Origin of the sequence: Akkermansia sp. 54_46, assembly GCF_001917295.1 — a bacterium.
In the GTDB taxonomy this organism is placed as follows: Bacteria; Verrucomicrobiota; Verrucomicrobiia; order Verrucomicrobiales; family Akkermansiaceae; genus Akkermansia; species Akkermansia muciniphila.
Window position 1 is genome coordinate 85,313 of record NZ_MNUD01000033.1, and the last position, 25,495, is coordinate 110,807.

Annotated in this window: 19 protein-coding genes; 17 read left to right on the forward strand and 2 right to left on the reverse strand. The window is 52.8% G+C overall.

Annotation, left to right across the window (positions count from 1 at the left end; genetic code table 11):
• Positions 1 to 4: 4 nt before the first annotated feature.
• Both rpsB and BHW66_RS07620 read right to left on the reverse strand, forming a co-directional pair.
• Positions 5 to 700, reverse strand: a complete 696-nt coding sequence (gene rpsB, locus BHW66_RS07615) for a 30S ribosomal protein S2 (protein ID WP_012419726.1) — start codon at positions 698 to 700, stop codon at positions 5 to 7.
• 238 nt (positions 701 to 938) lie between these two features.
• Positions 939 to 1,658, reverse strand: coding sequence for a hypothetical protein (locus BHW66_RS07620; protein ID WP_022197140.1), 720 nt, complete (start codon positions 1,656 to 1,658; stop codon positions 939 to 941).
• A gap of 323 nt (positions 1,659 to 1,981) precedes the next feature.
• On the opposite strand from BHW66_RS07620, the gene kdsA reads away from it, so the two are divergent.
• The 17 genes from kdsA to BHW66_RS07705 all read left to right on the forward strand — a co-directional run bounded on the left by kdsA (position 1,982) and on the right by BHW66_RS07705 (position 25,326).
• The gene (gene kdsA, locus BHW66_RS07625) at positions 1,982 to 2,797 is read left to right on the forward strand and encodes a 3-deoxy-8-phosphooctulonate synthase (RefSeq protein WP_046437746.1); all 816 of its coding nucleotides are present in this window, start codon (positions 1,982 to 1,984) and stop codon (positions 2,795 to 2,797) included.
• Positions 2,794 to 3,273 (forward strand): hypothetical protein, encoded by a 480-nt coding sequence (locus BHW66_RS07630; RefSeq protein ID WP_046437748.1) that lies wholly within the window; start codon positions 2,794 to 2,796, stop codon positions 3,271 to 3,273. Before kdsA ends, BHW66_RS07630 begins: the two co-directional genes overlap by 4 nt.
• A gap of 12 nt (positions 3,274 to 3,285) precedes the next feature.
• Complete coding sequence (locus BHW66_RS07635) at positions 3,286 to 4,245, forward strand: LptA/OstA family protein (protein WP_046437750.1); 960 nt, start codon at positions 3,286 to 3,288, stop codon at positions 4,243 to 4,245.
• On the forward strand, positions 4,242 to 4,988 hold the full coding sequence (lptB, locus tag BHW66_RS07640) for an LPS export ABC transporter ATP-binding protein (protein ID WP_012419731.1): 747 nt from the start codon (positions 4,242 to 4,244) through the stop codon (positions 4,986 to 4,988). The genes BHW66_RS07635 and lptB overlap by 4 nt, the downstream gene beginning before the upstream one ends.
• A gap of 20 nt (positions 4,989 to 5,008) precedes the next feature.
• On the forward strand, positions 5,009 to 5,893 hold the full coding sequence (locus tag BHW66_RS07645; protein WP_012419732.1) for a haloacid dehalogenase-like hydrolase: 885 nt from the start codon (positions 5,009 to 5,011) through the stop codon (positions 5,891 to 5,893).
• Positions 5,894 to 5,918: 25 nt separating this feature from the next.
• Positions 5,919 to 7,301 (forward strand): UDP-N-acetylmuramate:L-alanyl-gamma-D-glutamyl-meso-diaminopimelate ligase, encoded by a 1,383-nt coding sequence (gene mpl, locus BHW66_RS07650; protein WP_012419733.1) that lies wholly within the window; start codon positions 5,919 to 5,921, stop codon positions 7,299 to 7,301.
• A gap of 24 nt (positions 7,302 to 7,325) precedes the next feature.
• Positions 7,326 to 8,645, forward strand: coding sequence for an OmpA family protein (locus BHW66_RS07655; protein ID WP_012419734.1), 1,320 nt, complete (start codon positions 7,326 to 7,328; stop codon positions 8,643 to 8,645).
• 82 nt (positions 8,646 to 8,727) lie between these two features.
• Positions 8,728 to 10,737: an ATP-dependent helicase gene (locus BHW66_RS07660; RefSeq protein ID WP_022197133.1), complete on the forward strand. Its 2,010-nt coding sequence runs from the start codon at positions 8,728 to 8,730 to the stop codon at positions 10,735 to 10,737.
• Positions 10,738 to 11,720: 983 nt separating this feature from the next.
• Positions 11,721 to 14,876, forward strand: a complete 3,156-nt coding sequence (locus BHW66_RS07665; protein WP_102733755.1) for an autotransporter outer membrane beta-barrel domain-containing protein — start codon at positions 11,721 to 11,723, stop codon at positions 14,874 to 14,876.
• A 234-nt stretch (positions 14,877 to 15,110) separates the two neighbouring features.
• Positions 15,111 to 15,419, forward strand: a complete 309-nt coding sequence (locus tag BHW66_RS07670) for a TRL-like family protein (protein ID WP_022197627.1) — start codon at positions 15,111 to 15,113, stop codon at positions 15,417 to 15,419.
• A 372-nt stretch (positions 15,420 to 15,791) separates the two neighbouring features.
• Positions 15,792 to 20,111: an autotransporter outer membrane beta-barrel domain-containing protein gene (locus BHW66_RS07675; RefSeq protein ID WP_046436622.1), complete on the forward strand. Its 4,320-nt coding sequence runs from the start codon at positions 15,792 to 15,794 to the stop codon at positions 20,109 to 20,111.
• A gap of 259 nt (positions 20,112 to 20,370) precedes the next feature.
• The gene (locus BHW66_RS07680; protein ID WP_102758725.1) at positions 20,371 to 21,450 is read left to right on the forward strand and encodes an SPFH domain-containing protein; all 1,080 of its coding nucleotides are present in this window, start codon (positions 20,371 to 20,373) and stop codon (positions 21,448 to 21,450) included.
• Between the two features lie 11 nt (positions 21,451 to 21,461).
• A complete protein-coding gene (locus tag BHW66_RS07685) occupies positions 21,462 to 22,151 on the forward strand; it encodes a hypothetical protein (protein WP_146023941.1) in 690 nt (229 codons plus the stop codon).
• A gap of 14 nt (positions 22,152 to 22,165) precedes the next feature.
• Positions 22,166 to 23,251 carry a hypothetical protein gene (locus tag BHW66_RS07690; RefSeq protein ID WP_146023940.1) on the forward strand — a complete coding sequence of 362 codons (1,086 nt, stop codon included), beginning with the start codon at positions 22,166 to 22,168 and terminating at the stop codon, positions 23,249 to 23,251.
• Between the two features lie 321 nt (positions 23,252 to 23,572).
• A complete protein-coding gene (locus tag BHW66_RS07695; RefSeq protein ID WP_102758724.1) occupies positions 23,573 to 24,010 on the forward strand; it encodes a lysozyme inhibitor LprI family protein in 438 nt (145 codons plus the stop codon).
• A gap of 70 nt (positions 24,011 to 24,080) precedes the next feature.
• Positions 24,081 to 24,758, forward strand: coding sequence for a hypothetical protein (locus BHW66_RS07700; RefSeq protein ID WP_102758723.1), 678 nt, complete (start codon positions 24,081 to 24,083; stop codon positions 24,756 to 24,758).
• Positions 24,759 to 24,801: 43 nt separating this feature from the next.
• A complete protein-coding gene (locus BHW66_RS07705; RefSeq protein WP_046436612.1) occupies positions 24,802 to 25,326 on the forward strand; it encodes a hypothetical protein in 525 nt (174 codons plus the stop codon).
• Positions 25,327 to 25,495: the final 169 nt, after the last annotated feature.

Here is a 25,495-nt window from a genome sequence, read left to right on the forward strand (position 1 = left end):
TGGTTTAGGCTTCGGCGGATGCGCCCTTGCCTTCGTTGATGGCCTTGACAATGCAGTCAAGAATCAGGCGGATGGAACGGACGGCGTCGTCGTTGCCGGGAATCGGGAAGTCGATTTCCTTCGGGTCGGCGTTGGTATCAACCAGAACGCAGACGGGAATGTTCAGGCGGTGGGCCTCGCGGATGGCGATGTCTTCATGGTCGGCGCCGATGGCCACCATGGCGTCCGGAGCGCCGCCCATGTTGCGGATGCCCTGAAGGTTGCGTTCCAGCTTCTGGCGTTCGCGGTCCAGAGCGGCCAGTTCCTTCTTGGACATGCTCTTAAATTCCGGGCTCTTTTCAATCCCTTCCAGATAGACAAGGCGTTCAATGCTCTTGCGGATTGTGCTCATGTTGGTGAGCATGCCGCCCAGCCAGCGGTGGTTGACATAGTACTGACCAGTGGCTTCCGCAGCTTCGCGGACGGCTTCCTGAGCCTGGCGCTTGCAGCCGACGAAGAGGATTTTCTTATTGCGGCGGGCCAGATCAGCCAGGAAGGAGCAGGCCTTGTCCAGGCATTTTTCCGTTTCCTCAAGGTTGATGATATGGATACCGGCCTTGTCCTTGAGAAGGTACTTTTTCATGCTGGGGTGCCATTTGCGGGTCTGGTGGCCCAAATGAACACCGGCTTCAACCATCTGGTTAATCAGATCATTAATCATATATGTATGTAGGTGGCTTTCCTTGCGGCAGGAAAAGCAGTTTTTGGGGACTTCGACGCTTTTTACCCCTCCGATCCCCGTTGTTTAGTTGCGCCGAATCACGCGAGGGGCGGGCAATATACTTCCCGCCCCCTCTCTTGTCAAAGCATAAATCATTGATTTACGAAACTATTCCGCCGTTCGCGGAACCTTGTCGCAAGCAAGCTCATGGAGAACTTTGCCATTTCAGCAAAATATCTTACCGCGCAGGCCCGTCAAAACCGTTCCCGGCAGACTCTCCCATGCCCGTTTTCCAGTATTCCCGTTCCGCTTGCAAATAAAACGCACCGAACGGAGGGAGGATTTTTAACGTTTTCCCATGCCGTGCGGCCAGTTCCGAAGAGGGCATGTCCTCCCGCATATGCTTCCCTTTTCCAATCAGGAACGGCAGCACTACCACCTTTTGCCCCTTCAATCCGGGTAATACCTTTTCCACAGAAGGAAATGCGCCAAAGTATGCAAGCGCCATGTCCGTTCCTTCCGGAAGCCGGAATTTCAACTGCTGGAGGAATTGCGCCGGCTCAGGGGCAGCCTCCCTTCCCGTTACCCCGTGGGCTACCACCAGCAGGGAAGCCTCCCCCTCCAATTCCTTTTGCAAGGCGGCGGCCCTAAAACCAACACCGCCGCATCCCGCTCCCCATACGGGTTTAAAAACAAGTTCCGGATGCTGCCCGCTCCCGGCATACAGCGCACGAAGCAATTCCGGCAATGTCTCCGTCACCGTCACGCCGCTCTGCATGAAGACAGGGTAAACCCAGACTACACCATCGCCCGGAGGCAAATCCGCCGCCGTCAGGCTGCGGAAAGACGCCTGCCAGACACAATCGCTTGAATATTGAAACTGCTCCGCCACATGCTGCCGCAATTCAGCCCCTGCTTCATCATAGGAAATAAAGAGTTTGTAAATCTTCCTGGGCATTTCGGTAAGACCACTGCGGGGGAACGGCGTTCGGAACATCCTGTCATTTATTCATGCGGAAGTAACGCATGATGGCCGTTTGTAACAAAAAGTCCGGAGGGCGGCAACTCCATACGCTTTTTTCCAATCCATGCTCCCCTCCATTTACACGCACCTATCTAAAAAATATTTACCATATTTATAACAAAATCATTATATCGAATATAAAAAGATACTTCCGGAAAAATAAACCTTCGCCTCCGAATCTCCGCGCGGAGGCAGGATAGCGGCTTGACCGAAAGGCCTGAAACCGTCATGATACAAGGACATACAGGTTTTGTTTTATGTCGTTTTACATTCAATCCGTTGAAATCGGCGGCCCGCGGCCGTTCTACCTTCTGGGCCCCTGCTCTCTGGAATGCGAATCCTTTGTATGGGAGATGGCCCGCTCCATCAAGGCCATCGCGAAAAACCTGGATGTCCCGCTGATTTTCAAAGCTTCCTACGACAAGGCGAACCGCACTTCCGTCACCTCTTTTCGCGGCCCCGGCGTGCGGGAAGGCTGCCGCATTCTGTCGGAAATCGGCAGGGAGCTGAAGCTGCCCGTCGTTACGGATGTGCATACGGCCCAGGAAGCGGAAATTGCCGCCGAATACGTGGATCTGCTCCAGGTTCCTGCTTTTTTGTGCCGCCAGACGGATCTTCTGGAAGCCTGCGCCAAGAGCGGCCGGCCCGTGAATATCAAAAAAGGGCAGTTCCTGGCTCCGTGGGATACCGTGAACATCGGGGAAAAAATGCGCGCCTTCGGCTGTGACGAATTCATGATGTGCGAACGCGGCACCACCTTTGGTTATAACAATCTGGTGGTGGACATGCGCTCCCTGTACTGGATGAAACAGGAAGGTTTTCCCGTCGTATTCGACGCCACTCACGCAGTTCAGAAACCCGGGGGATTGGGAGGAACCACGGGAGGAGACAGCGAGCTGGCCCCCGTGCTGGCATCCGCCGCCATGGCGACGGGCAGCATTGACGGCGTGTTCATGGAGGTGCACAAAGACCCGTCCAAAGCGCTTTCCGACGGCCCCAACCAAATTCCTCTCCACCTGCTTGAAGGAGTGCTGAAACGCCTTCAGTCCATCCACCAGGCGGTTCAGTCATGATGAAATTATTGTCCACATGCTTTTTGACGGCCGCCCTGTACGGCACGGAGGCGCAAGCGGACACCAGCCTGCCCGTAGCCACGCCTTTTGCCGGCGTAGATAAAAAATTACCTATGCTGGAGCTTCTGCCCGTAGGCCAGGTGCTCCCAAAAGTCAGCCTGTCACGATATGAAGGGCCGCGCCTTTCCATGCTGCTGACGGCTTCAAGCGTGACCGTGGCCGCCCCGCAGGAAATTGCCGCGAATATCCTGAACGTGTACTTGTACGGAAAAAACAACCAGACCTCCCACCTTTTCACGCAGGCCGCCTCTTATTTTCTGGATAAAAAACTGGCCGTCTCCCATACGGAAACCACCCTCAGGGAAGAAAATCTTTCCGCCAAAGGGACCGGCCTTTACCTGGACACCAATATCAAGAGGGGCATCATTCTGGGTCCCGTTCAAACCACCATCCGCATGGCTCAACGCAACAAGTAACCATTCCTTTTTATGAAAAAACTTTCCTCCCTGCTGCTGGCCCTGGCCGGAAGCCTTGCCTGTAGCGGCGCCAACGGCGTTCCCTCCCACATTGTCCAGCCCCTGCCCAGGGAACTGGATCCCCGCCTGGAACAACCCCTCACCCCGCCTTCCCATATTGTACGCCCCCTGACGGAGGAAGAGACAGCCCGGAGGGAACGGGAACTGGCCCCTGTTCCAACCGCAGGCTTGAAGGAAGACGGGGAAAAGGCGATTCAAACATACAGCGCGCAGGAAAAAACCGTAGACGGGCGGATTCAAGAATTCCGCCAGCAGCACCAGGTTGCCGGAAATACCCCCGCCCCGGCTGCGGAAACGACTCCCTCTTCCGCAGCATCCGGCCCGGAGGAAGGCTTCCTGCAGGCCAATTCCCCAAAAGACCTGTACACCGTAGATTGTGACGGAGACTTGTACTTCGATATGGAAGAAGGCGTTCTGGTGTTCATGAAAAATGTCCGGGTGCGCAACCCCGGCCTTTCCATGGATTGTGCGGATCATCTGAAAATTTATGCGGAATTCGTGCCGAAGAAACCGGGCGACAAAAAACCCTCCGACATCAAGAAGGAAAAGGGAAAAGAGGGGGACCAAACTCAGGTGGCTCTCCCCAACGGAGGCAATTTCGACTACAATTCCATTAAAACAGTCGCGGCTTCCGGCAACGTAAAAGCCAGTTACACCAACAAACAGGGAGAAACAAGCAACGCCCAGGCTGAAAAAATCACCTACAACGCCAAAACCGGAGAAATCATCCTGACGGGCGTCCCGGTCATCGTCACTCCGGACGTCATCGTGAAAAATCCGAACAAGGATGCTTTCATTCGGGTGTATTCCAACGGAAACATGTACGGCAGCCGCGGAACCAAGACTACGTTCCGCCACGTAGACAAAAAACTTTCCGACCGGGAAAACCAGAAAACCAGCCGCAAACCGTGAGTTCGTTCCACTCTTCTCCTTTGCTAAGCGCCGAAGGCATCTGCAAAACCTACAAAACGCGGACCGTTGTGGACCAGGTCAGCCTGAAGGTAGGCCATGGCGAAATTGTGGGCCTGCTGGGACCGAACGGCGCCGGAAAAACCACTTCCTTTTACATGGTAGCGGGTCTCGTACGCCCGGATGAAGGCCGCGTGATTTTTGCGGACGAAGATATTACGGAATTGCCGATGAACCTGCGAGCCAGGCGCGGCATGGGTTATCTGCCGCAGGAAGAATCTATTTTCCGCAAGCTTTCCGTGGAGGATAATCTTCTGGCCATTCTTCAGACCCGCAAAGACATGACTTCCCGCCAGCAAAAGGACCGCGCCGTAGAGCTGATGGACCGCTTCGGCATCACCAAGCTGCGCCGCTCCATGGCCATCCAGCTTTCCGGCGGCGAAAAGAGAAGGCTGACCATCGCCCGCGCCCTGGCTACCAGCCCCAAACTGCTGATGCTGGACGAACCGTTCAGCGGCGTGGATCCCATCGCCGTTTCAGACATTCAGAAAATCGTTATGGAACTGCGCGATACGGACGGCCTTTCCATCCTGATTACGGACCATAATGTGCGGGAAACCCTCCACATCGTGGACCGCGCCTACATTTTGTTTGAAGGGAAGGTGATCAAGCACGGTACTTCCGAGGAAATCGCCAACGACCCCATCGCCCGCAAGCAGTATCTGGGCGACCAGTTCCGCATGTAACTTTATTTTCCGTCTTTCCCATGTCCTCCCCGCAGAATACGATCGCCCTGGTTTTCGACTACGACCAGACCCTGAGTCCCTTCTACATGCAGGATCAGGCCATCTTCCCGGAATTCGGCATTTCTCCGCAGGAATTCTGGACCAGGTGCAACGCCACCGGAGAAAGAGAAGGCTGGGACGGAGAACTGATTTACATGAAAAGCCTGCTGGACGCCCTTTCCCTGGACCGCGTCAGCAACGCCCGGCTTACCCAGCTTGGAGAGCGCCTCACCTTTTACCCCGGTTTGCCGGACTTTTTTAACGCGTTCCCGTCCATGACCCTCTCCTCCCTTCATACGGATCTGGGCATCAGCATTGAATACTATATCATCTCCTCCGGTTTGAAAGCCCTGATTGACGGTTCCGCCCTACGCCCTTATTTCAAGGCCGTATTCGGATGCGAATTCAGCGAGGAGAACGGCTACATCAATTTTCCCAAGAGAGTCATTTCCCACACCACGAAAACCCAGTACCTTTTCCGCATCAACAAGGGAATGCTGGATTACGACCAGGACGTAAACGACCACATGCCGGAAGACATGCGCCCCATTCCTTTCGCCAACATGATTTACATCGGCGACGGCCCTACGGACGTTCCCTGCTTCACCGTCATGCGCCGGAACGGAGGCCACGCCGTAGCCGTATATAATCCGGAAGATGAAACCGGCCGCAGTTTCCGCAAATGCTATAACCTGGCCTCCAATTCCGACCGCGTGAATTTCATCGCCCCGGCGGATTACACGCCCGGCAGCCATCTCACCCGCCTGCTGTCCGGCATGGTCACGGATATCGCCAACGGCATTGTGCGCCGCCGGGACCGGGCTCTGGCGGATTCCTGTATTGCGGCTCCTTCCTTTTCCAAATAAAACCCGCTCCATTCCTCTCCCCGTCATGAACAGCCATTTCCACTTTCTCGGCATCTGCGGCACCGCCATGGGCGCGGTAGCCGCCGCCATGGCCCGCCGCGGCTTTACCGTCACCGGTTCCGACGCCAACGTCTATCCCCCCATGTCCACTTTTCTGGAGGAGGAAGGCATCACCCTGTTTGAAGGCTACAAGGCTTCCAACATCCCGCCGGATGCGGACGTCATCGTCATCGGTAATGCCATGAGCCGCGGCAATGAGGAGGTGGAAGCCGTGCTCCAACGGCGCCTGCGTTACCTTTCCCTCCCGGAGACGATGAAGGAATACTTCCTGCGCGGCAAGCGCAACTATGTGGTAACAGGCACCCACGGAAAAACCACCACCACATCCATGCTGGCGTGGCTGATGGAGGATTCCGGGCTGAACCCCAGCTTCATGATTGGCGGCATTGCCCGCAATCTCGGACGCGGGGGCCGTTTTACGGATTCCGATTTTTCCGTGCTGGAGGGGGACGAGTACGACACGGCGTTTTTCGACAAGCGTTCCAAATTTCTGCACTACCTCCCGGAACTGGTGGTCATCAACAACATTGAATTTGATCACGCGGATATTTACAATTCCCTGGAGGAAATCAAATTGAGTTTCCGTCGGCTGACCCAGATCATCCCCCGCAACGGCCTGGCCCTGGTCAACGCGGACGATCCCAACTGCCTGGACGTGGTTAAGGGGGCCCCGTGCCCCGTCAAGACGGTGGGCTTTTCCGACTCTTCCAACATCCGTATCCTGGATGTGGAGACCTCCACGGACGGCAGCCATTTCACACTGGAAGGAACCCGGTACTACGTACCGATGATTGGAGAGTTCAACATCCGCAACGCCGCCATGGCAATTGCAGCCGCACAATTTGCGGGACTGAACGTCAAGCAGCTGGCGGATTCCATGAGCCGCTTTGAAGGCGTGGCCCGCCGCCAGGAAGTCAAGGGGGTGGTCAACGGCATTTCCGTAGTGGACGACTTCGCCCATCATCCAACAGCCATCAAACAGGCCATCCTGGGCCTGCGCCAGCGCTATCCGGAATCACGCATCTGGGCCATTTTCGAACCGCGCTCCAACACCACACGCAGAAATATCTTCCAGAATGAACTGGCGTTGTCCCTCGCTACGGCGGATTTCCCTGTGGTAGCCGCCGTGGATCATCCGGACAAGGTGGCTCTGGAGGAACGCCTGGACCTCACCAAACTTTCCAACGACCTTTCCGCACTGGGCAAGGACGCTCTGATCGGCGGCCATGCCCAGGAAATCGTCTCTGCCGTCTGCAAGAAAGCCCAGCCGGGAGACGTTATTCTGGTAATGAGCAACGGCGGTTTTGAAGGCATTCACGCCAAATTGCTGGAAGCACTGAACGCCTGACCCTTCTTCATACATCCACTTCCAATGAAAAACGCATCCACCATCACCGCCTTCATCATCAGCTTCCTGGTCGTAGGCAGCCTGGCCCTGGTTTTCCTGTTCCTTGACAATAAGGAAGAGGAACCCGCCGCCGCTGAACCGGCGGCGCAAACGGAAGTACCGGCACGCCAGACGGTAACGCCCCAACCCACCGTCGACCCGCTTACCAAGGAAGATATCAGCCGGCAGACGGCTACGCCGCCCTCCCTGATCAATCTCAGCTCCCCCCAGACACTGGCGCAGGCAATTGCCAAAGTCATTCAGGACCGGGATGAGGACATCCTGAAATCCCTGGAAATCCAGCAGGCCGTGACGGAGAACCAGAGCCGCCTCATCCGGGAGCTCATGGAAGCCCGCCATATACGCCTTTCCTCTCCCGGCATCACCAGCATCGGCGCGAACAACCAGGGGGCCAATCCCACAGCCAGATACACGCTCAATTTCAGCAGCGGCGCGCGCGGCTACCTGGATATGAAGCGCAATGACAAGCAACAGTGGACGCTGGATACCCTCACTCTGCCCAGCAAGCAGGATCTGGCCAAGGACAAAGTCGCCCCCATGGCGATGAATGACCCCATGGGCATCGTCAGTTCCTTCATGGATGCCGTCGCCAAGGCGGATTTCCGCGGGGCGAGGAAGTTCGTGGACGGAACTAAAGTGCAGGATGCCACGGTAGCCGGTTTGTGCATTCTGTTTGAGGAGGGGGCTTTCCGGCTCCGGGAGGACGCTCCCATCAAAACCGCCTACGAAGCGCCCACCAATGCGGGGTTTTTCGTTCATCTTCAGGACGCCCAGGGCAGGAAGGCCGGCAATGTAGGCCTGACCGTGGCCAAAACGGACGGACAATGGCTGGTTGCGGAAGCTTCCCTGGACAGCATGCTGGAAGCCTATACGAAACGGCAGGGGGCCGGAGACGACATCTTTATCCCCATTGTAAAAAATCCCCAGGGCGGCGATTCCCTGGCCCTGTTCTTCGGCTTTAATGAAGATACCCTTTCCAAGCGTTCCGAACGCCAGCTGCAAATCGTAGCGGAAGCTATCAAGATGGACAGTGGCAAGAAGCTGGAAATCAGCGGCCATACGGATGACGTGGGGAGCGAACGCTACAACCAGGGGCTCTCCGAACGCCGTGCGGCCGCCGTGAAAGCCCAGCTCGTCCAGTTCGGCGTTCCTGCGGAAAGAATCGTTACCAAGGGATTCGGCAAATCTCAGCCGCGCCGAACCTACTCCCCCACGGCAGACGAAGAAACAAGGGATGAAGCCCGCAAGGAAAACCGCCGCGCGGAAATGTACCTGGACTTTTAAAAGAGTCATCAGAGAGCAGAGAAGGGGCAAGCCTTTCCAACTTCTCTATTTACTGTTGCCTGTCAATTATTAACCATATTCCATGGCTCGCCGATATGTCATCAGGCAGGATGCCGCGCCGGTCGCCCCCATCTCCGGGATCGACTACCGTACGGCCCTCAATGAAGAACAGTACGCCGCCGTTTCTTCAGAACCGGGGCCGGCTCTTGTCATCGCAGGAGCCGGATCGGGAAAAACGCGCACGCTGACTTATCGCGTGGCCTGGCTTCTGGATCACGGTACGGACCCATGGAACATTCTGCTGCTTACCTTCACCAATAAGGCGGCGCGGGAAATGACGGAACGGGTGCGTTCCCTGATTCCCCTGGACTTGTCCCGCCTGTGGAGCGGCACGTTCCATTCCATTGCCAACCGCATCCTGCGCCAGCATGCGGAATACCTGGGATATACGCCGGCTTTTACAATCATGGACTCCGACGACCGCAAATCCATGATTAAAAGCGTGGTCAAATCCCTCAAACTGGATGAGAAATCCACCCGCTTCCCCAAGCCGGAAGTTCTTTCATCCCTGTTCAGTCTGGCAGACAACGAGGGAGCCAATATCCGGGAAACGCTGGAAAACGCCTATCCCTACCTTTCCAACCACCTGGACGCCATCCTGGAGGTGCATGACCAATACGTAGCCCGCAAGCAGGAAACCAACAGCATGGACTTTGACGACCTGCTTCTCAACGTCGTGAGGCTTTTTCAGGAACAGGAGCACCTGCGTGCCCTGTACGGTTCCCGCTTCCAGCATATTCTGGTGGATGAGTACCAGGACACCAATTACCTCCAGAGCCGCCTCATTGACATGCTGGCCCGGGAACACGGCCAGCTGATGGTGGTGGGGGACGATGCCCAGAGCATCTACTCCTGGCGCGGAGCGGACATGGAAAATATTCTCAGCTTTACTACCCGCTATCCGGCGGCAAAGACTTTCAAGATAGAAACCAATTACCGCAGTGTGCCGGAAATTCTGGAGCTTTCCAACGCGGCTATCGCCGCCAACGAAGTTCAAATTGAAAAACAGCTCCGCTCCGTGCGGCCCACCGGGGAAATGCCCCCCGCCCTTGTCCCGCTCAACGACGACCGGATACAGGCCAAATTTGTCGTCCAGCGTATCAGGGATCTCATTGAAGAAGGCACGGACCCCAGTGAAATAGCCGTGCTTTACCGCGCCCACTTCCACAGCATGGAATTGCAAATGGAACTGACCCGCGGAGAAATACCTTTCCGCATCACCAGCGGCATCAGGTTTTTCGAGCAGGCCCATATTAAGGACGTGGTGGCATTTATGCGTTTTGTGGTCAATCCCAAGGATGAACTTTCCTTCCGCCGCATGGTGATGCTGCTGCCCGGCATCGGCCCTGGAATGGCCCAAAAACTCTGGATACGCTGGACCGCCTGCCCGGAAAGCCGGCAGGAAACCCCTCCGGAATCCTTTTCCGCCCTGATGTTGGATTTCCCGGTTCCTGCCAAATCCAGAACGGCCTGGACGCAGCTTTGCTACACACTGGATGAACTGGCCCCCGCCGGAAAGCTGGCCGGTCCGGCCTCCATGCTCCTTTCCATCAATGAGGCCGTGTACGACGAGTACATGCAGGCCGCATTCGAAAATTACGACCAGCGCAGGCAGGATCTTCTGCATCTGGCCGGATTTTCCGAACGCTTTGAATCCACGGAGGATTTTCTTTCCCAGCTTTCCCTTTTGGGCAACACGGATGATGAAAGCGCCGCGGCGGACTTCTCCGGCGGCTCCGTCACTCTGTCCACTATCCACCAGGCCAAGGGACTGGAATGGTCTGTCGTCTTCCTGATCGGCCTGTGCGACGGCATGTTTCCGCACCAGCGGGTAATTGACGACGGAGACCTGGCCGGGCTGGAAGAAGAACGCCGCCTTTTTTATGTAGGCATTACCCGCGCCAAGGACCAGCTTTACCTGACCTACCCCCGCTGGAACTGCCGCGCCCAGGGAGGAACCTTCATGCAAATGCCCTCCCGCTTTCTGGATGAATTCCCAGCCGGCCTGGTGGAAGAGTGGGAGGTGGAATAATCCAGCTCTCCTCTCCCGGGTTGTATCCGGGAAACGCCGGTTCTCAATCTTCTCCCGCCGGACAGGGAAAACGCGGCGCGGAGTTTCCGAAGGGTTCTTTTCCCACCCATTTGCATTCCTGCTTCCAACCCTTATCCGGAGATATTTCCGTCTTTCCCGGAAAAGGGAATTCCCTGATAACCCCGGCCACATTCCAAAAACCGTGACACCGCGGCTCTTACCGCATCCTTCCGTTTCTACCGCTGCGGTTCATCACCGCCATATCCAGCAAAACCAATAAGGGAAGGCCCTCTCCTAGGGAAGCTCCATCTGCATATGCGGGCCGCGTCAAAAAATACCCCGACCAGACTTTCATTCGCAAAGGTTTATGAGTCGCCCGCATTTATTCGGGCCATTCCTCCCGGCCTTCAATCTCGCCAAACTTCTAAATTAATCATGAAACCTATTAACAAACAATATATTCATCTATCCGGACAACGTTGAATATATCTCTCCATATGGAACCATTACCTCAGTTCCTGTTTCAGCTGGGAAACGCAGTAATCAGGATACACAAAAAATAACATAATACATTTGTTATTATTAAAATAGTCAATCTTTTACATCATAACAGACCTGACGTAAAATTTATAAAAATTTTAACTTTTAATATTCAGAAAATGATTCAGACAAAAACGGATAATCTCAACAAAAAAAATACTAAATTAAATAATTTCTAAATAATTTAATTTTTCCAATAAAATATGAATTATTCTCAATTTTATTAAAATTCTTTTCCGGCTCAAGACTGAAAAAAACTGTCATGATTAAATTATTTGAAGAAGAAGTATAACCAATTCATTATGAACAATTTTAATTATTATTTCCATTAATTTCTCTCATGTCATTCCGGTGAACGAACCGGAATGAGAATCATCTAAAATCTCGGGCGCCGTGATTGTCACGAACGCATAACCATCTAATCATTAAAAAAATAAAAAAGCATGAAATTAAGACTCCCACATATGCTGCTGGCGGCTGTTATCGCCTGCCTTGGCAGTTTCTCCGTTGCTACGGCAGCTGACTATGCAGTCAACAGTGCCGATGAATTCGTTACGGCCTGGAACCAGGCTGCCGCTTCCAATGAAGCTTCAACCATCACGATTACCGTACCTTCCGGCTCCGACAATATCACGCTGACCCAGGAACAACGAGCCCAGTTGAACGCCATCTCCGGGACGGGCAATGTTACCGTCCAAATGGCGGACGCCAGCAACCAACTGATTAATTTCAATTATGATCTGGTTAATAACCAGGTCAGCTTTAACGACATCACCCTAAAAGAACTCCCGGGAAGCGACAATGACATTGTGGTGGCGAATGCTTCAACTACCACCACTATTGACGGCAGGAATATTGCCATCAAGGGTGCGAATGATGCCGCCAATCCCAGGACAGTGGGAGCCACCGTCACCTCCACGAACGGACAGGTAGGCATCGGCGACAATGTTTCCATGGAAAAAGCCGTTACCGTCACCGGCCAGGCAACTCAAACCGTAGATCCGGCAACGCCGCCGACAGGACAAGCCTATACCAGGACGACGTACAATACTTACAATAATTCCAACGAACAGGCCGTGGTCCTGGGCAACAACGTCACGATGCAGGATACCGTAACGGCGACTGGTCAAATCGTCAGCGATCCGGCGTCCAAAGTTGCGCTGAACGGAGATGTGACCTCCACGGCGGGAATCGGCACCGTAACTACGGAACAGTTTGACGCCTCCAACACCCAGACCGGCAAAACCGTCATCGACTCTATGGATGACAGCGTCTCCGGCGGCATCATTCTTGGAGAAACCACAGCCGGGGCCGTCACCCTCAAAACTGAGGGCGGCAATATTTCCCTGGGAGACAATTCCATCCTGGATGGCACTACTGTTTCCGCAGAATCCGCCGACCTGAACAAAACCGTTTACAGCAATGACGGAGGCAGCTGGAATACCATCGCAAGCACGGAAAAGCTGGGCACCATCGAAGGCAGCGTCACGCTGGGTGAAAATACTACCGTCAAGGGAAATTCCACCCTGACGGCGGATGACAATATCGCCATCGGCAACAACAGCGTCATCACCGGCAATACCGCCGCTGACGGCGTGATCTCCGCAGGTGGCCAGATTTCCATCGGGGACGGTACCCAGGTTTTGGATAACACCGCCACCAGCGACGGCAAAGCCGCCATCAACCTGGCGGACGGGCAAACCCTGTACATCGGCTCCGGAGCAATCCTTTCCGGCAATACATCCAACGGCGTTTCCGGTTCCGTGCAGGCGGGCCAGAACACCCGGATCAACGTTTATACGGACGCCACCGCCTATACCTTCATCAATGACGGCATCTCCACCGCGGCCGCCTCTTCCACGGCTGACGCCGCTCCGCTGGTTGCTGACCAGACCGTCATGACGAAGACCGGAGCGGGAACTCTCGTTTACGGCGGCACAGGAACCACCGATACGTTCGGAGGAACCTACCAGCAGCTTGAAGGCAACCTGATCATCGGCCATGCCACCTTCGGCGCCGTTGACTCCGCCACCGGAAAAGTCGGTCCGCTCCAGTCCATCGACGGCGCCGTAATGGGGACGGACGATACTGTTTACGACATTCGGACGGGACAGGTGACCCTGGCGAAGAATTCCACCATGAAGGGAGCTTCCGCCACTTTCGGAGGCGATTCTACCTTGCTGCTGAGCGACGGGTCCGTACTGGACTTCGGCACTCCCGCCACGTTCCAGGATAATTCCCGCGTAGGCATCCAGGTATCCGACGCCAGCGGCAATCCCGTTCCGCTCGCCCAACTCCGCAAGGGCACGGAAAGCGTGACGGTCACGCTGAACGGCACGGACATTTCCGGACGCCTGCTGAACAACGTATTCCTGAGCACCACCATGGCTCCGGGAACGGCGGAAGGCACCACCACCATCACCCAGGATATGAAGGGCATTGACGGTCCCATGTCCGGCTACAACGGCAACGTTTACACCGTAGCGGCCGCTCTGGAAAACAACCGTCTGAATGTGGCCGCCGGTTCTCCCGCCGCCCAGTTCTATGAAAACCTGTTCCGGGCCACGAGCGCGGATGAAGCGGCCCGCATCATCCAGTCCGTCAGCGGTGAACACGTGGTGAATTTCACTTGGGCAGCCAGCCGCACCGTGCGGAACTTCGCCGACCTGGGGCGCATTCAATCCGCCGCCTCCATGGCACGCCAGACGGAAGACACCGTTGAAGTAGTGGACGCCAAGGGTTCTCCGATCGCCCGCAAGACAATCGCCAGAGGCAACGGCAATATCTGGGTGGGCGGCATGGGAATCTGGGATGACCAGGATGCCCGCGACGGTGTTTCCGGGTATAAGTACAATGCCGGCGGTTATGCCGTAGGCATTGACTACAAAGCCGCTCAAGGTTCCCTGATCGGCATCGCCGCCGGTCAAAGCTTCGGCAGCTTCAAGGATAAGACGGGCATCGGCGCCGACTACGACGTCGATTCCTTCCTGGCCATGATTTATGGACGCATGCATCCCTTCAGGGACAGCAAGTTCACGCTGGACGGCTACGGCGCCTACGGACGTTCCCGTTTCAAGGGCGATTCCTACATGATGGGTTCCGCCGCCAATGGCAGAGCAGATACGGACACCTTCAGCGGCGGCCTGTACGGCACCTGGACGGAACGTTTCGCGCTCGGCAAAGCCTTTGTAACGCCTTACACAGGTATTGAGTTCATGACGTCCGAACTCAAGGGATTCTCTGAAAGCGGGCCTTATGGGCGCACTTTCGCCCACGCCCGGGCCCAGAACTGGACCATTCCTGTCGGCATTACGATCGCCCGTGCCTACCAGACGGACGGAGGCACCACCATCACCCCGGCCTTGACGGTAGCCGTAGCCCAGGATGTGAGCCGCATGAATCCGAAATCCAATGTCGCCGGCCCCCTCGGAACCTGGAACGCCCGCGGCGTCAATGTTGGCCGCACCGCATTCCGTTTGAATGCCGGCATTGATGTGCTCTTCTCCAACCAGTGGGGAGCACGCGTCTGCTACCAGTTCGAGACCCGCAACAAGCTGACCGCCCACGGTATCAACGGCGCCCTCAGCTATACGTTCTAAGTAGGAGAGCGCTCCAGCGCATGCTTTTACTTGGTTATGGTAGGCCCTTTCCCGACCCGCGCGGGAAAGGGTTTTCCGTATGTTTCCGCGTCCGTTCTTTTAATTCCTCTGCGGATTCCAAATTCGCTATCCGTAAAAGCGGGTCTTCTTTTTTGGGCATCCACAGTTGCATGACGCTGCACGGAACCTCCCGTCAAAAGAAGGCCTGTCAAAACAATTAATTGAAATCCAATCATGAAAAAACTCCTCATTCTGCTCTCATCCTCCGCCCTTCTCTGCAGTTGCGGCGGCGGCCTTTCAGACCGGCCCATGGGAATGCTGTACGCCAACGTGTCAGACCCCGTCGCTGTCACCAGCTCCTCCGGTTCCCGCACCGGGGTGGCCACGGCTACTTCCTACCTCGGTCTGGTTGCCGTGGGCGATTCCTCCGTCTCCGCCGCCAAGGCCCAGGGAGGCATCAGCACGGTCTCCAGCGTGGACGTCAAACGTGAAAACATCCTTGGCGTCATCAGCAAGTACACCACCACCGTCAAAGGCAACTAATCCTCTTGCGGTGTCTTCATACAGCCGCGCGCCGAAAGGCGCGCGGCTCCCTCGCTCATCGTTTTCCCTTTCTATTACCTGTAACTTCCAATTTTCCAGAACGCCATGAAATTACATCTCCCTATCACTCTCCGCAGAACACTGCTCTCCCTGCTCCTTCCGGTTGCAGGCATATCCCCGTCCATGGGCACCGATCTTTTCGAGAACTCTGAAGAAACGCTGTCTTTCAGTAATAACAGCCGTCGCTTTTATTATGATTTAAATTCGTCCGATCCCCCTACATTACTTTTATCCTTTCAGAATAATCAGGCCATAGAATTCCTCAATAACAGCATTGAAAAGAGTAATGGAGCAGCAATTAGTGTAATTCCAATGGGCTATGGCAACTCCAAGGGACAGGTGGCATTTTCAGGTAACGCCGGCTCCATCAAATTCATCAACAACACAACAACCAATGACGGCGGAGCAATAGCTGGTGGATGGCTTGGGCTGGCATTTGAAAACAATCTCGGAGAAATCCGTTTTGAATCAAATCATGCCGGCGCGCAAGGAGGAGCTATTTCCGGAAGAAGCGGGAATGTATTCACGTTTCAAGACAATAACAACATTATCTTCCTGAATAACTCGATAACCGCCCTTGATAGTACTTCTGATAACTACAGCTCAGTCGGAGGAGCTATTTACACTTGCGGAACTGTCCAATTTGACGGAAATAACCAGGTTGTCTTTACCGACAACAATGCTCAGTCCGCCGGCGCCATCTACGCCGCAGGCCTAAGCATTACCAACACAAAGGAGGAAGTTAAGTTCAACGACAACCACGCAACTGGAAAGCTTTGGCAGCCGGAAAATGCTCACGGCGGCGCCATCTATACTCATTATAATAGTGAAGACTTCCAATTTGACATCAGCGACAATGCCAAGGTTACCTTTGAAAACAATACCGCGACAGGCAGCGGAGGGGCCATCGCCCTGCATGGGCTAGGCTACAGCAACCAAATACCTGTGTTCCAGAAAAACGGAGCACTATCTTTCATTAACAACTCCTCAGGAAATGACGGCGGCGCCATTAACAATGGTGGCAATGATCGCATCATCTTTCAAAAAAATGACACCATCTCCTTTGAAGACAACACGGCTAAAGGAAAGGGGGGAGCCATATGCGCCAACTCAAGCGTAGGCATCTCTTTCACAGAAAATAAACTGGTCTCCTTCACAGGCAACAGCTCAGGAAGCGCAGGTGGGGCCATCTGTGCCAGCAGAGGAACCGTCTCCATCGTCAACAATGAAACCGTTGAATTCCGGGGCAACTATGTAAAACAATACGACGGGGAAGGGAATCTCACCGGAGCCGTACTCAACAGCATCAATGGTACTCCTGAACTTTCCACCCAGGCGAACGGCGGGACCATCACCTTCTACGATCCCGTCGTCAACGCGAGTAGTGTCCACTTTGATCTGAACCGCTATGAAGACAGCGACGGCAATACCGTGACGGGAACCGGGGACATCATCTTTTCCGGCAAATATGCGGAAGAAGATTTAACGGCTATTTTCCAGACGCTGGGGCTGGACGCAACCGGAGCAACGTTCCGGAGCTGCCTGGAAGACTCCCTGACTTCTTCCTTCAAGGTCGGCGGCAAATTCACTCTTCATGGAGGTTCCCTGAAAGTCACGGATGGAGCCATTCTGAATATTTTAAACGGTGATTTCACAGGCGGCAACTATATTGCAAAAAACAATTCTCTCACAGAGCTATCCAATAACGGAACCCTGAATATTGACCGTGACGCCACGTTTGAAGGCGGCGCCAACCTGCGGATCAGCCAGGCAGCCATGACGGCGGGAGGGAACTTCACGTCATCCGGATATGCCCATCTCTACAAGGGAACGCTGAACATTGGAGGGGACGCCGTTCTGAACGGCGGAGGCTGGATTGAACTTCAGAACGGTTCCTCCGTCACAACGGGAGGCGGTTTCACCGTCCAGGAATCTTCCAACGTGACGTTCAACGGCGACGGCAATATCCTGAATGCCGCAGGCAATATCGTCTTCAACGAAGGTTCCTCTCTGGAGCATTACTACGGCACGGGGGCGACCCTGAAGGCTCCCTCCGTCTCCATGACGGGAGCGGATCTGCGGATACGCCCCCAGAATAAGGGTTACGCGTTAACCGTGGACGGAAATCTGACTTTGGAGAACGCCGCCATCTGGCTCTCCCCGGAAAACCATGGAGGAAATCCCACAGCCGTCTTCAACGGGATCGACATTGCCGGAACGCTTTCCGTCTCCGGTTCCACCACCATCAACCTCAGCAGCGAATATGCCGGCCTGATCGGGGAAGACGGAGCAACCCTGACGTTGTTCCGGCTCAATGGAGAAACAGGAGACAACTTCATCGGAAATATCTCTGACTGGACTCTCCAGAGCTGGACGGAAACTTATGACGCCGGCACGGGCGCCTGGGCAAATACCTTCAACCCGCTGGAAAATGCGGAATTGACAAAAACAATCCTGACTGACGGGAAATGGGGCGTCATCTTGAAACTGGCGGGAGGAGAAACGCCTCCCACGCCCGGTGAAGACGATATCTATGTATGTACCGGAGAAGAAAAATCCATCACAGATCTGAGCAAGCGCGTCCATCTGCTGGGCGGCACGCTGGACGTGACCGGCCTCCCCCAAGACACGCCGCTCACCAATCAGACGCTCCTGGAAGGTACAGACGGCCTGCTGGTCATGAATGAAGACCAGAGCCTGATCCTGACGGGCAATCTGACGGGAGACGCCAAGATCGGCTACGACATTGACGGAACCGGCGGCGGCAGCGCCGGAGGCGTCGCCATAGGCAGCGGCGGCGGCTCTCTGAACAGCGGCGCCGTTGACCTGGTCGGGGAAAGGTACAACATCGCCTCCCTGAATGTCCGCAGCGGCCTGGCCAGCGTTAAGGAAACAGCCACACTGGGGCACGAAAACACGAGCATCATCGTCGGTTCTTCCCTCAATAACGGAGAAACCAGTGCCGCCCTCATCAATGACGGTGCCATTCAGGGAAGCACCCTCACCGTAAACTCCGGCGGTGCCGTGACCAACAACAACACATTGCATGTTGCGGAGATTACCCTGAACAGCCAGTCCGCTCTGGCGAACACAGGGAATCTGACGGCGGAGGAAATTACCGTGGCGGAAGGCGCCCTGTTACGCAATACCGGCTCCCTGGAAGGTAACGTCTCCCTCCAGGGCAGCATGAGCAACAGCGGCCAGACCGTCGGCATGATTCTGGTGCAACATGGCGCGTCCCTTTCCGGCGGCGGCATTTTCGATTCAGTCACCGTCCAGCAGGGAGGCAGCCTGAACATTCATGGAGCAGCCAGCTTCAACGGCCTGACATTTGAAGAAGGCTCCGGGATGGCGTTTTCCGTCAACGGAACAACCCCCTTCAGCTCCGGGATGAGCATGGCGGAAACCTACTCCCATGCAACCGTGGGAACCCTGTCTTTCAATGGGACGCCAACCATTGAGGTGAACATCGGCTCCGGCCTGATCGCCTCGGGGTCCGAGTCCTTTGCGCTGAACCTGCTCCAGGCGGAGGAAATCACCGGAACTGCCGAGCTGGAACAACAGCTCCGTCTTACCGGAGAAACCGGCCTGCTGGAAAACGGCGGAGTTCTGGAATGGAACCCGGAAACAGGGGTTCTTACCTTCTCCGGCAAGCTGAATACTGCCGCCGCAGGCGGCCTGGCGGCCCAGGACGCCGCGCTGCTGGCGGACACCCTCTGGAGCAGCGTATCCTCCGTCGCCTCCTTTGCCCGTACGGCAAATGAACAGGGCAGAATGGCCGGGGTCAGATCCTCCCGCCTGTGGGGTGCCGGGTTGGGCTACTTCACCTCCATGTCCTCTGAAGGAACGCTGAGCGGCTTTTCTTACAAGGGTGGTGGCTACGCCGTAGGCGCGGATGCAGCCGTAAGCAAAAACGCCGTGGTCGGAGCCGCGTTCGGCCAGATGTTCGGAACGCACAAGAGTGATAACTCTCTACTCTCTGATAAACAGAGATCCTTCATGTTCGCCCTGTACGGCAACGTCCGCCAGGAACTTGCCCGGGGCCAGGAGCTGAACCTCTCCGGCTACTTCTCCTACGGCAGCGTTGACCACACAGCCAGAACGCACGTGGGCGGCTCCCGCCAGACGAGACGGCCCGGTCGCGCCAGCTGGGATGACAACGTTTACGCCTTCGGCCTGTTGGCGAACTGGGACATTGCCGCGAGCGACACCTTTACCGTGTCCCCCTACACCGGCATTACCTACATGTACGGAACCCAGGGCCCCATTGAAGAGACCTTTGACGGCGGCAGCCGCTCCTTCGGAAACGGCGGCCTGCAGTCATGGAGCGTCCCCGTGGGCGTCACCCTCAAATCCGTGTGCGCTCTGAGCAATGGCCAGGCCCTCCTGCCGGAACTGAGCGTGGCCTATGTAGGGGACATCGCCCGCAGGAACCCGTACACCCGCACCTGGGCTGCCGGGCAATCCGTAACCGGCCGGGGACACGCTCCCGGCAGGCACGCCCTGATGACGCGCGCCGGCCTGGGCTGGCAAATCAACCGGAACTGGAAGGCAGGCGCCTGGTACACGCTGGAAGTCCGCAGCGGACAAACCAACCAGAGCGTCAACCTCAACGCCTCCTACAGCTTCTAAGCTGCTGCCCACCAGCCGTGGGCCGGGAATCCGGTCCGCGGCCTGTTCACCACAAACACTCCTGAGAATCCAAAAACAGCATAAAAAATAACCGCATACGCTCATGAAAAAATTATCTCCGGCATCTGCGTCGTACTCCTGCCCCTAACCGCCGTCTCCTGCAAGAAAAGCAGTAGGGAACAATACATGGACATGCAAGAAGAGATGATCGAATTTATCCTACAATGCATTTTAATTATAAAAAATAATATCCAGCAATATGGGACTATTTAATAGAAATTCAAAAGAAACAAATTTTGCCGGAGGGAGCAAGAATGTCATGGAATCCATACAGCGAGATCATGATACAAACACTCTCATTTACCTTGATCCCCGTGAAGATTTCAACACAGAATCAATCATTACCGTGGCTCCTAACGAACAGGTTATTTTTATTAAAAATGGCGAATTGTTCGGAACACTGTCGTCCGGTCGTCATGAAATAAAAACAGAAAATTACCCGGTTTTCACTCGAATCAGAAACATGCTGACAGGCGGAATGAGTTCTTTTACTTGTCAGGCATATCACGTCAGCACTTCTGAACAAAATGTAAGTTGGGGCACATCTAGCGCCATTGAAATCCAAGATTTCTTCTTAGGGCGGGGCGAAATAGGAGTACCTACATTGATTCGAGGGGCAGGAGAATTCCGGGTTCGATTCAATATCCGTGAAGACGATAATGCTAGCATTCAAACATTTATGCGTCTAATGGGGGATAAAAGTATTTATACAGTAAATGACTTAAGCATGCTTTTCAGAGCTCAGATTTCTCAAGAAATCAGCGATGTTGTAGGAAGAACTCTGGAAAATATCTCAATGAATCGCTCTATCAATGCTATTTCAAGTCAATTGAAAAGTTTTTCAAAAGAATTGAAACCCTCCTTTGATGAATTGTTCCATGAATATGGTTTGGAACTAGTTAATTTTTCCTTCTATAATCTAACAATCGATGAAACAGAAGAACGGAAAAAATATATAGACAGGCGTGTTGCTGCAGCCAACGTGGCCGACGCTCGTTACAATCAAGCCGTTCAACAAGAACTTCTTAAAGATATTGCAGTCAATCCTGGAGCCGGTGGTCTCGCTGGAGCAGGGGCGGGGCTTGGCATTGGCTTAGCTGCAGGAAGCGCCTTTGCGTCAATGAGTTCTTCTACTTTTTCACAGCAACAAGTTCCTGTTACACCAGCACAGTCAGATCCTATGGAAGTATTAGGCAAACTAAAAAAACTACTTGATGCAGGTCTTATTACTCAAGAAAAATACGACGCTAAAGTGGATGAAATTATGAGTAATTTATAAAATCAACAACCATGAAAAAAACATTAATGAAAATCATCATACATTTGGTGTTTTTTGCTGTATTCAATATGATTTTCTTCTTTGAAGGAGTCGAACACACAAACGCATCTTGGTGCTCATATGGATTTGCAACTTTTGCATACCTCTGCCTATGTGCCACTCCGATATTTGCAAAAGGATCCTCCTCGGCAGTTCTAATAGGAAGTCTGTGGATTCAAAGTACAACATTTTTCTTTGTAGAACTTATTGCTGCTATTATTTGCATATTCATAAATCCGGAAAGCATGAAATGGCCGTTAATCATCCAAAGCATCTTGTTGGCACTTTTCATTGTTATACAGCTTATGACGGTACTTGCAAATGATTCAACTACTGCATCTTTGCAAAATCAAAAAAAATCTTCTTTTTTTAAACAAAATTTAATTAACAAGATCCAACAAAAAACACGCGAAATCAAAGATCCTGATATCAAAAAATTGTTAAATCGTTGCTTTGATGCATTAAACAACAGCCCTCTTCAAACCTATCCCGAGACACAAGATATAGATATTACTCTAAATAACACTATAGATAATCTTTGTGAAAAAATAATCGAAGGAAATAGGGAACAAATAGAAGCGCTTTCTAATCAAGTCATCTATACCATTCAAGAAAGAAATTTGATAATTAAAGTGGCAAGATTAAATAATTTCAAAAATTAACACAAAAAAACATCATGTCAGAAACACTAGAACTGCAACAGGTTATTTGCCCAAGCTGTAAACAAGTAATTACGTCATTTAGTCCATTTCAGGCAGAAGTTGAATGTCCTTATTGCCATAACAAAGCATTCAATCCTCTTATTACTGCTAAGAAAGTTCCTATTCCAGAACGTTTGATCATATTTCGAACATCCGAAAAAGATTTCGAAAAATCAATGATTGATAACTTAGTAGATCATGATTATGTACCAACTGATATTTTCCAATGTATCAATCCCGGAAATGTCATTAAAGCATATCTTCCCATGTTCCTTTATGAAGGCACCTATCAGTCTTCATGGTCATGCGAAATGGCTATAGAAACTACAGAAGTCAGAGCCTCGTTCTCAGGGAATAGTTTAAACAACGAAAAAGTAAAGAAATTTATTCCACAAACAGGAACATCTCAAGGTAATTTTGCTTTTCTCTGTTTAGCTTACGAGGGAAACGATATACCAAACGAATTGAAAGCATTTAGCCAACAATACAAATATAATGTGATGGCCTCCAAAGAGTATGATCCGGCTTTGCTTGGCTTGGAATCAGGGGAACGTCCTTTAACATTGGCATTGGACACTGAAACCGATTTGACTTGGAACAAGTATGGCGATGCTCTTGTAAACGATATCGCTACACAAAACGCTCAAAAACAGTTATCCGGAAATGAAATACAAAATTTCCGAGCAAGTAACAGCTATCACCTGAAGCATAATGGCCGTTACGTTCTGGCCCCGTTTTGGTTTGTATATTACACCTATAATAACACAAAACATTATTTCATCATGGATGGGCTGGGCGAAGGGACATCAATGACAACACCTATCGATCAAGAAGAAGTTAAGTTTGTCAAAGGAAGAAATCTAATTAAATCCATTTATAAATATTTATGGATTCCGACTTGGTTTGTATTCTGCTGGCTTGATTTAATTTACGCATTAATCTATCTTATGGTTTGGTTTATATCTAAGATCATACTTAATTATCTTATGGATAAACAAATAAAAGATCGTCTTAATGCTTCTCGAGAAGCACGTCGTTTAGCGGCACAAAATCTTGGATAAACTATAAAAACGTCGCTCAAACATACTAATTCTCGTTATCCCCTGATTGATAATTTTGTCAGTCGGAAACACTTTAAACCAATCATCCAATACATCCAAATTCACAGAAAATCGACTTCGACAAACTAAAATAATCCCAATCCCCATGACATTCCGATTCTGGCTGTGAATAAACTGTCATCATTCATGGTCATGGCATTTGCCTTGGCGGCGGTCAGTTTTTGGGCAGTCTGCGGCAGAGAAGAGGGGGAAGGCGGAAGGCGAGAGTCGGCGCTTTCCAGAGAATCAACGTAACCCCACCACGAACAACAGGCCAATCAAATCCGGGTAGAACTCTGGTTCTATTGGGAAAAACGGCTACAGCAAACATGCAGCCTTTTGCAGCAGCACTACGTAAGCCGACCGGAACTGGCAGAACCCTTAAAACAATCACAACAAGCATGGCTGACGACCAGAGACGCCACCATGCAAGCCTACAAACTATGCCTAAAACAAGGTAATCCGCAACAAACGGAAGACGGATGGTTCAACGCCCATATGAACCTCATCATTATTGAAATGACGAAAACGCGCTGCCTCATTCTAGACTCAACACCATCCAAAGCTGCGATCTTTAACTCATTATCTCCCTCCACACACCATGAACATATTTCTTATTTCTGTGTCAGCCATAAGCACAACCCTCTGCGGAACCGAAACATGCGCAACAGATACCAAAGCGCCCGAATCTATCGCCGGGGCGGCAATCAAGCTGAATGAGGCTATATACAGTCCGAGTGATATCACGATTGAACGATATGAACCCGACAAAAACACCGCCCGGTTGATTATGCGCTACTCCAAGCAGTTAATGCCCAGAATCTCGGAGGCGGCGTCACTCACCGGCGCGGCCACGACAGAAGGGGTTCATGAAGAAAAAGTTAAACCGGCCCTCGTCACCTTTACCGGGCAAAAAGGCCGTGTTTATTCGGGAACCGTATCGGGTTCCTTTTATTGCTCCTCTTTTTACAGAGGCAAGGAAGACGAGAAAATCACCATTCTGAAGAATGAAAAAATTGAGTTTATTTTTCCTGACAACGGTCGCCCTGTGGCGGGCGTCATCAACGGCCCGGAAAAGCTGGGAAAAGGGGCCATCATCCAAATCAGGACAGATAAGAGAAGTTTCACCTTTACAATAGGGAATGGGTGCGAGGTATCAAAATACTTCCTGAAATATCCGGATGAAAAAACAGCCGTCCTTGAGCTGGAACCGCCCAAGGACCCGGAGAATCCGAACGTCTCTTTCTGGATGTCCGGAGAGGATAACCTCAAAGAAGTGATGACGGCGGACAACCCCGCGCCATACATCGCATTCACCAAAAAATTGTCCGATAAAATTTATGAAGGCGCCTTCTTCGGTTATTTATACGGATACACGGAAGCTCCGTCATCAAGTGGCGGCCTGTTCCAGGATTACGTCATCAAATTCAAGGAGCAGCTGCTCAGCATAACCATCACTCTGCCGTAAATGCTCTCCTGGTATATACTGAACAACAATTTTCACGAACCATATGACGAAGAGACATCCCCTCTCTGCTCTGCTGGCCGTTTCTGTAGCTCTTGCATGCGTCTGCCCCGCCCTGGCTCAGGAAAGGGCGCAGGCGCCCCAATCCCTGAACGGCGCTTCCATCAGAATCAAAACAGCTGAGGAAAAGGAAATACTCTGTAAAGCGAAAGATTTGCACATCATCCTGTACGAACCGCAGGGAAGCAGCGCCCGGCTCATCTTCACCCATGCCGAGGAAGTGAACGGCACGTTCCAAAAGATCCGATACAAAAAGCTTTCCGGAGATGAAGCCTACGACGCGAAAGAACACAAGGGAACTCCGGCTCTCCTTACTTTTAACGCCGTCAAAGGCTCCGTTTACCATGTTTCCGTGGAAGGCGGCTTCTGGACCAGCAGCTCTTCCGACCAGGTTGAACCCATACAGAGCATGGAAATCATTTTCCCCACGAACGTATCCATTCATGGGGATGAAGAATGCATCGAAATCCTTCCCGAGACGGAAGAATTCGAAGAACCGCAACAGTCCTGAACCCATTTCCAACTCAGAATAATCTGAAAGCCCCGCACTGCGCCTTACCCCAAGAGCCATTTTAACCCATTACATTCCGATGATTCCCTCATTTTTCAGCAAGCCGTTATCCGCCCTCCTCCTTTTCCTGTTTTTGCTTACTCCCCAGTCTTTCGGCCGGAATGACAGA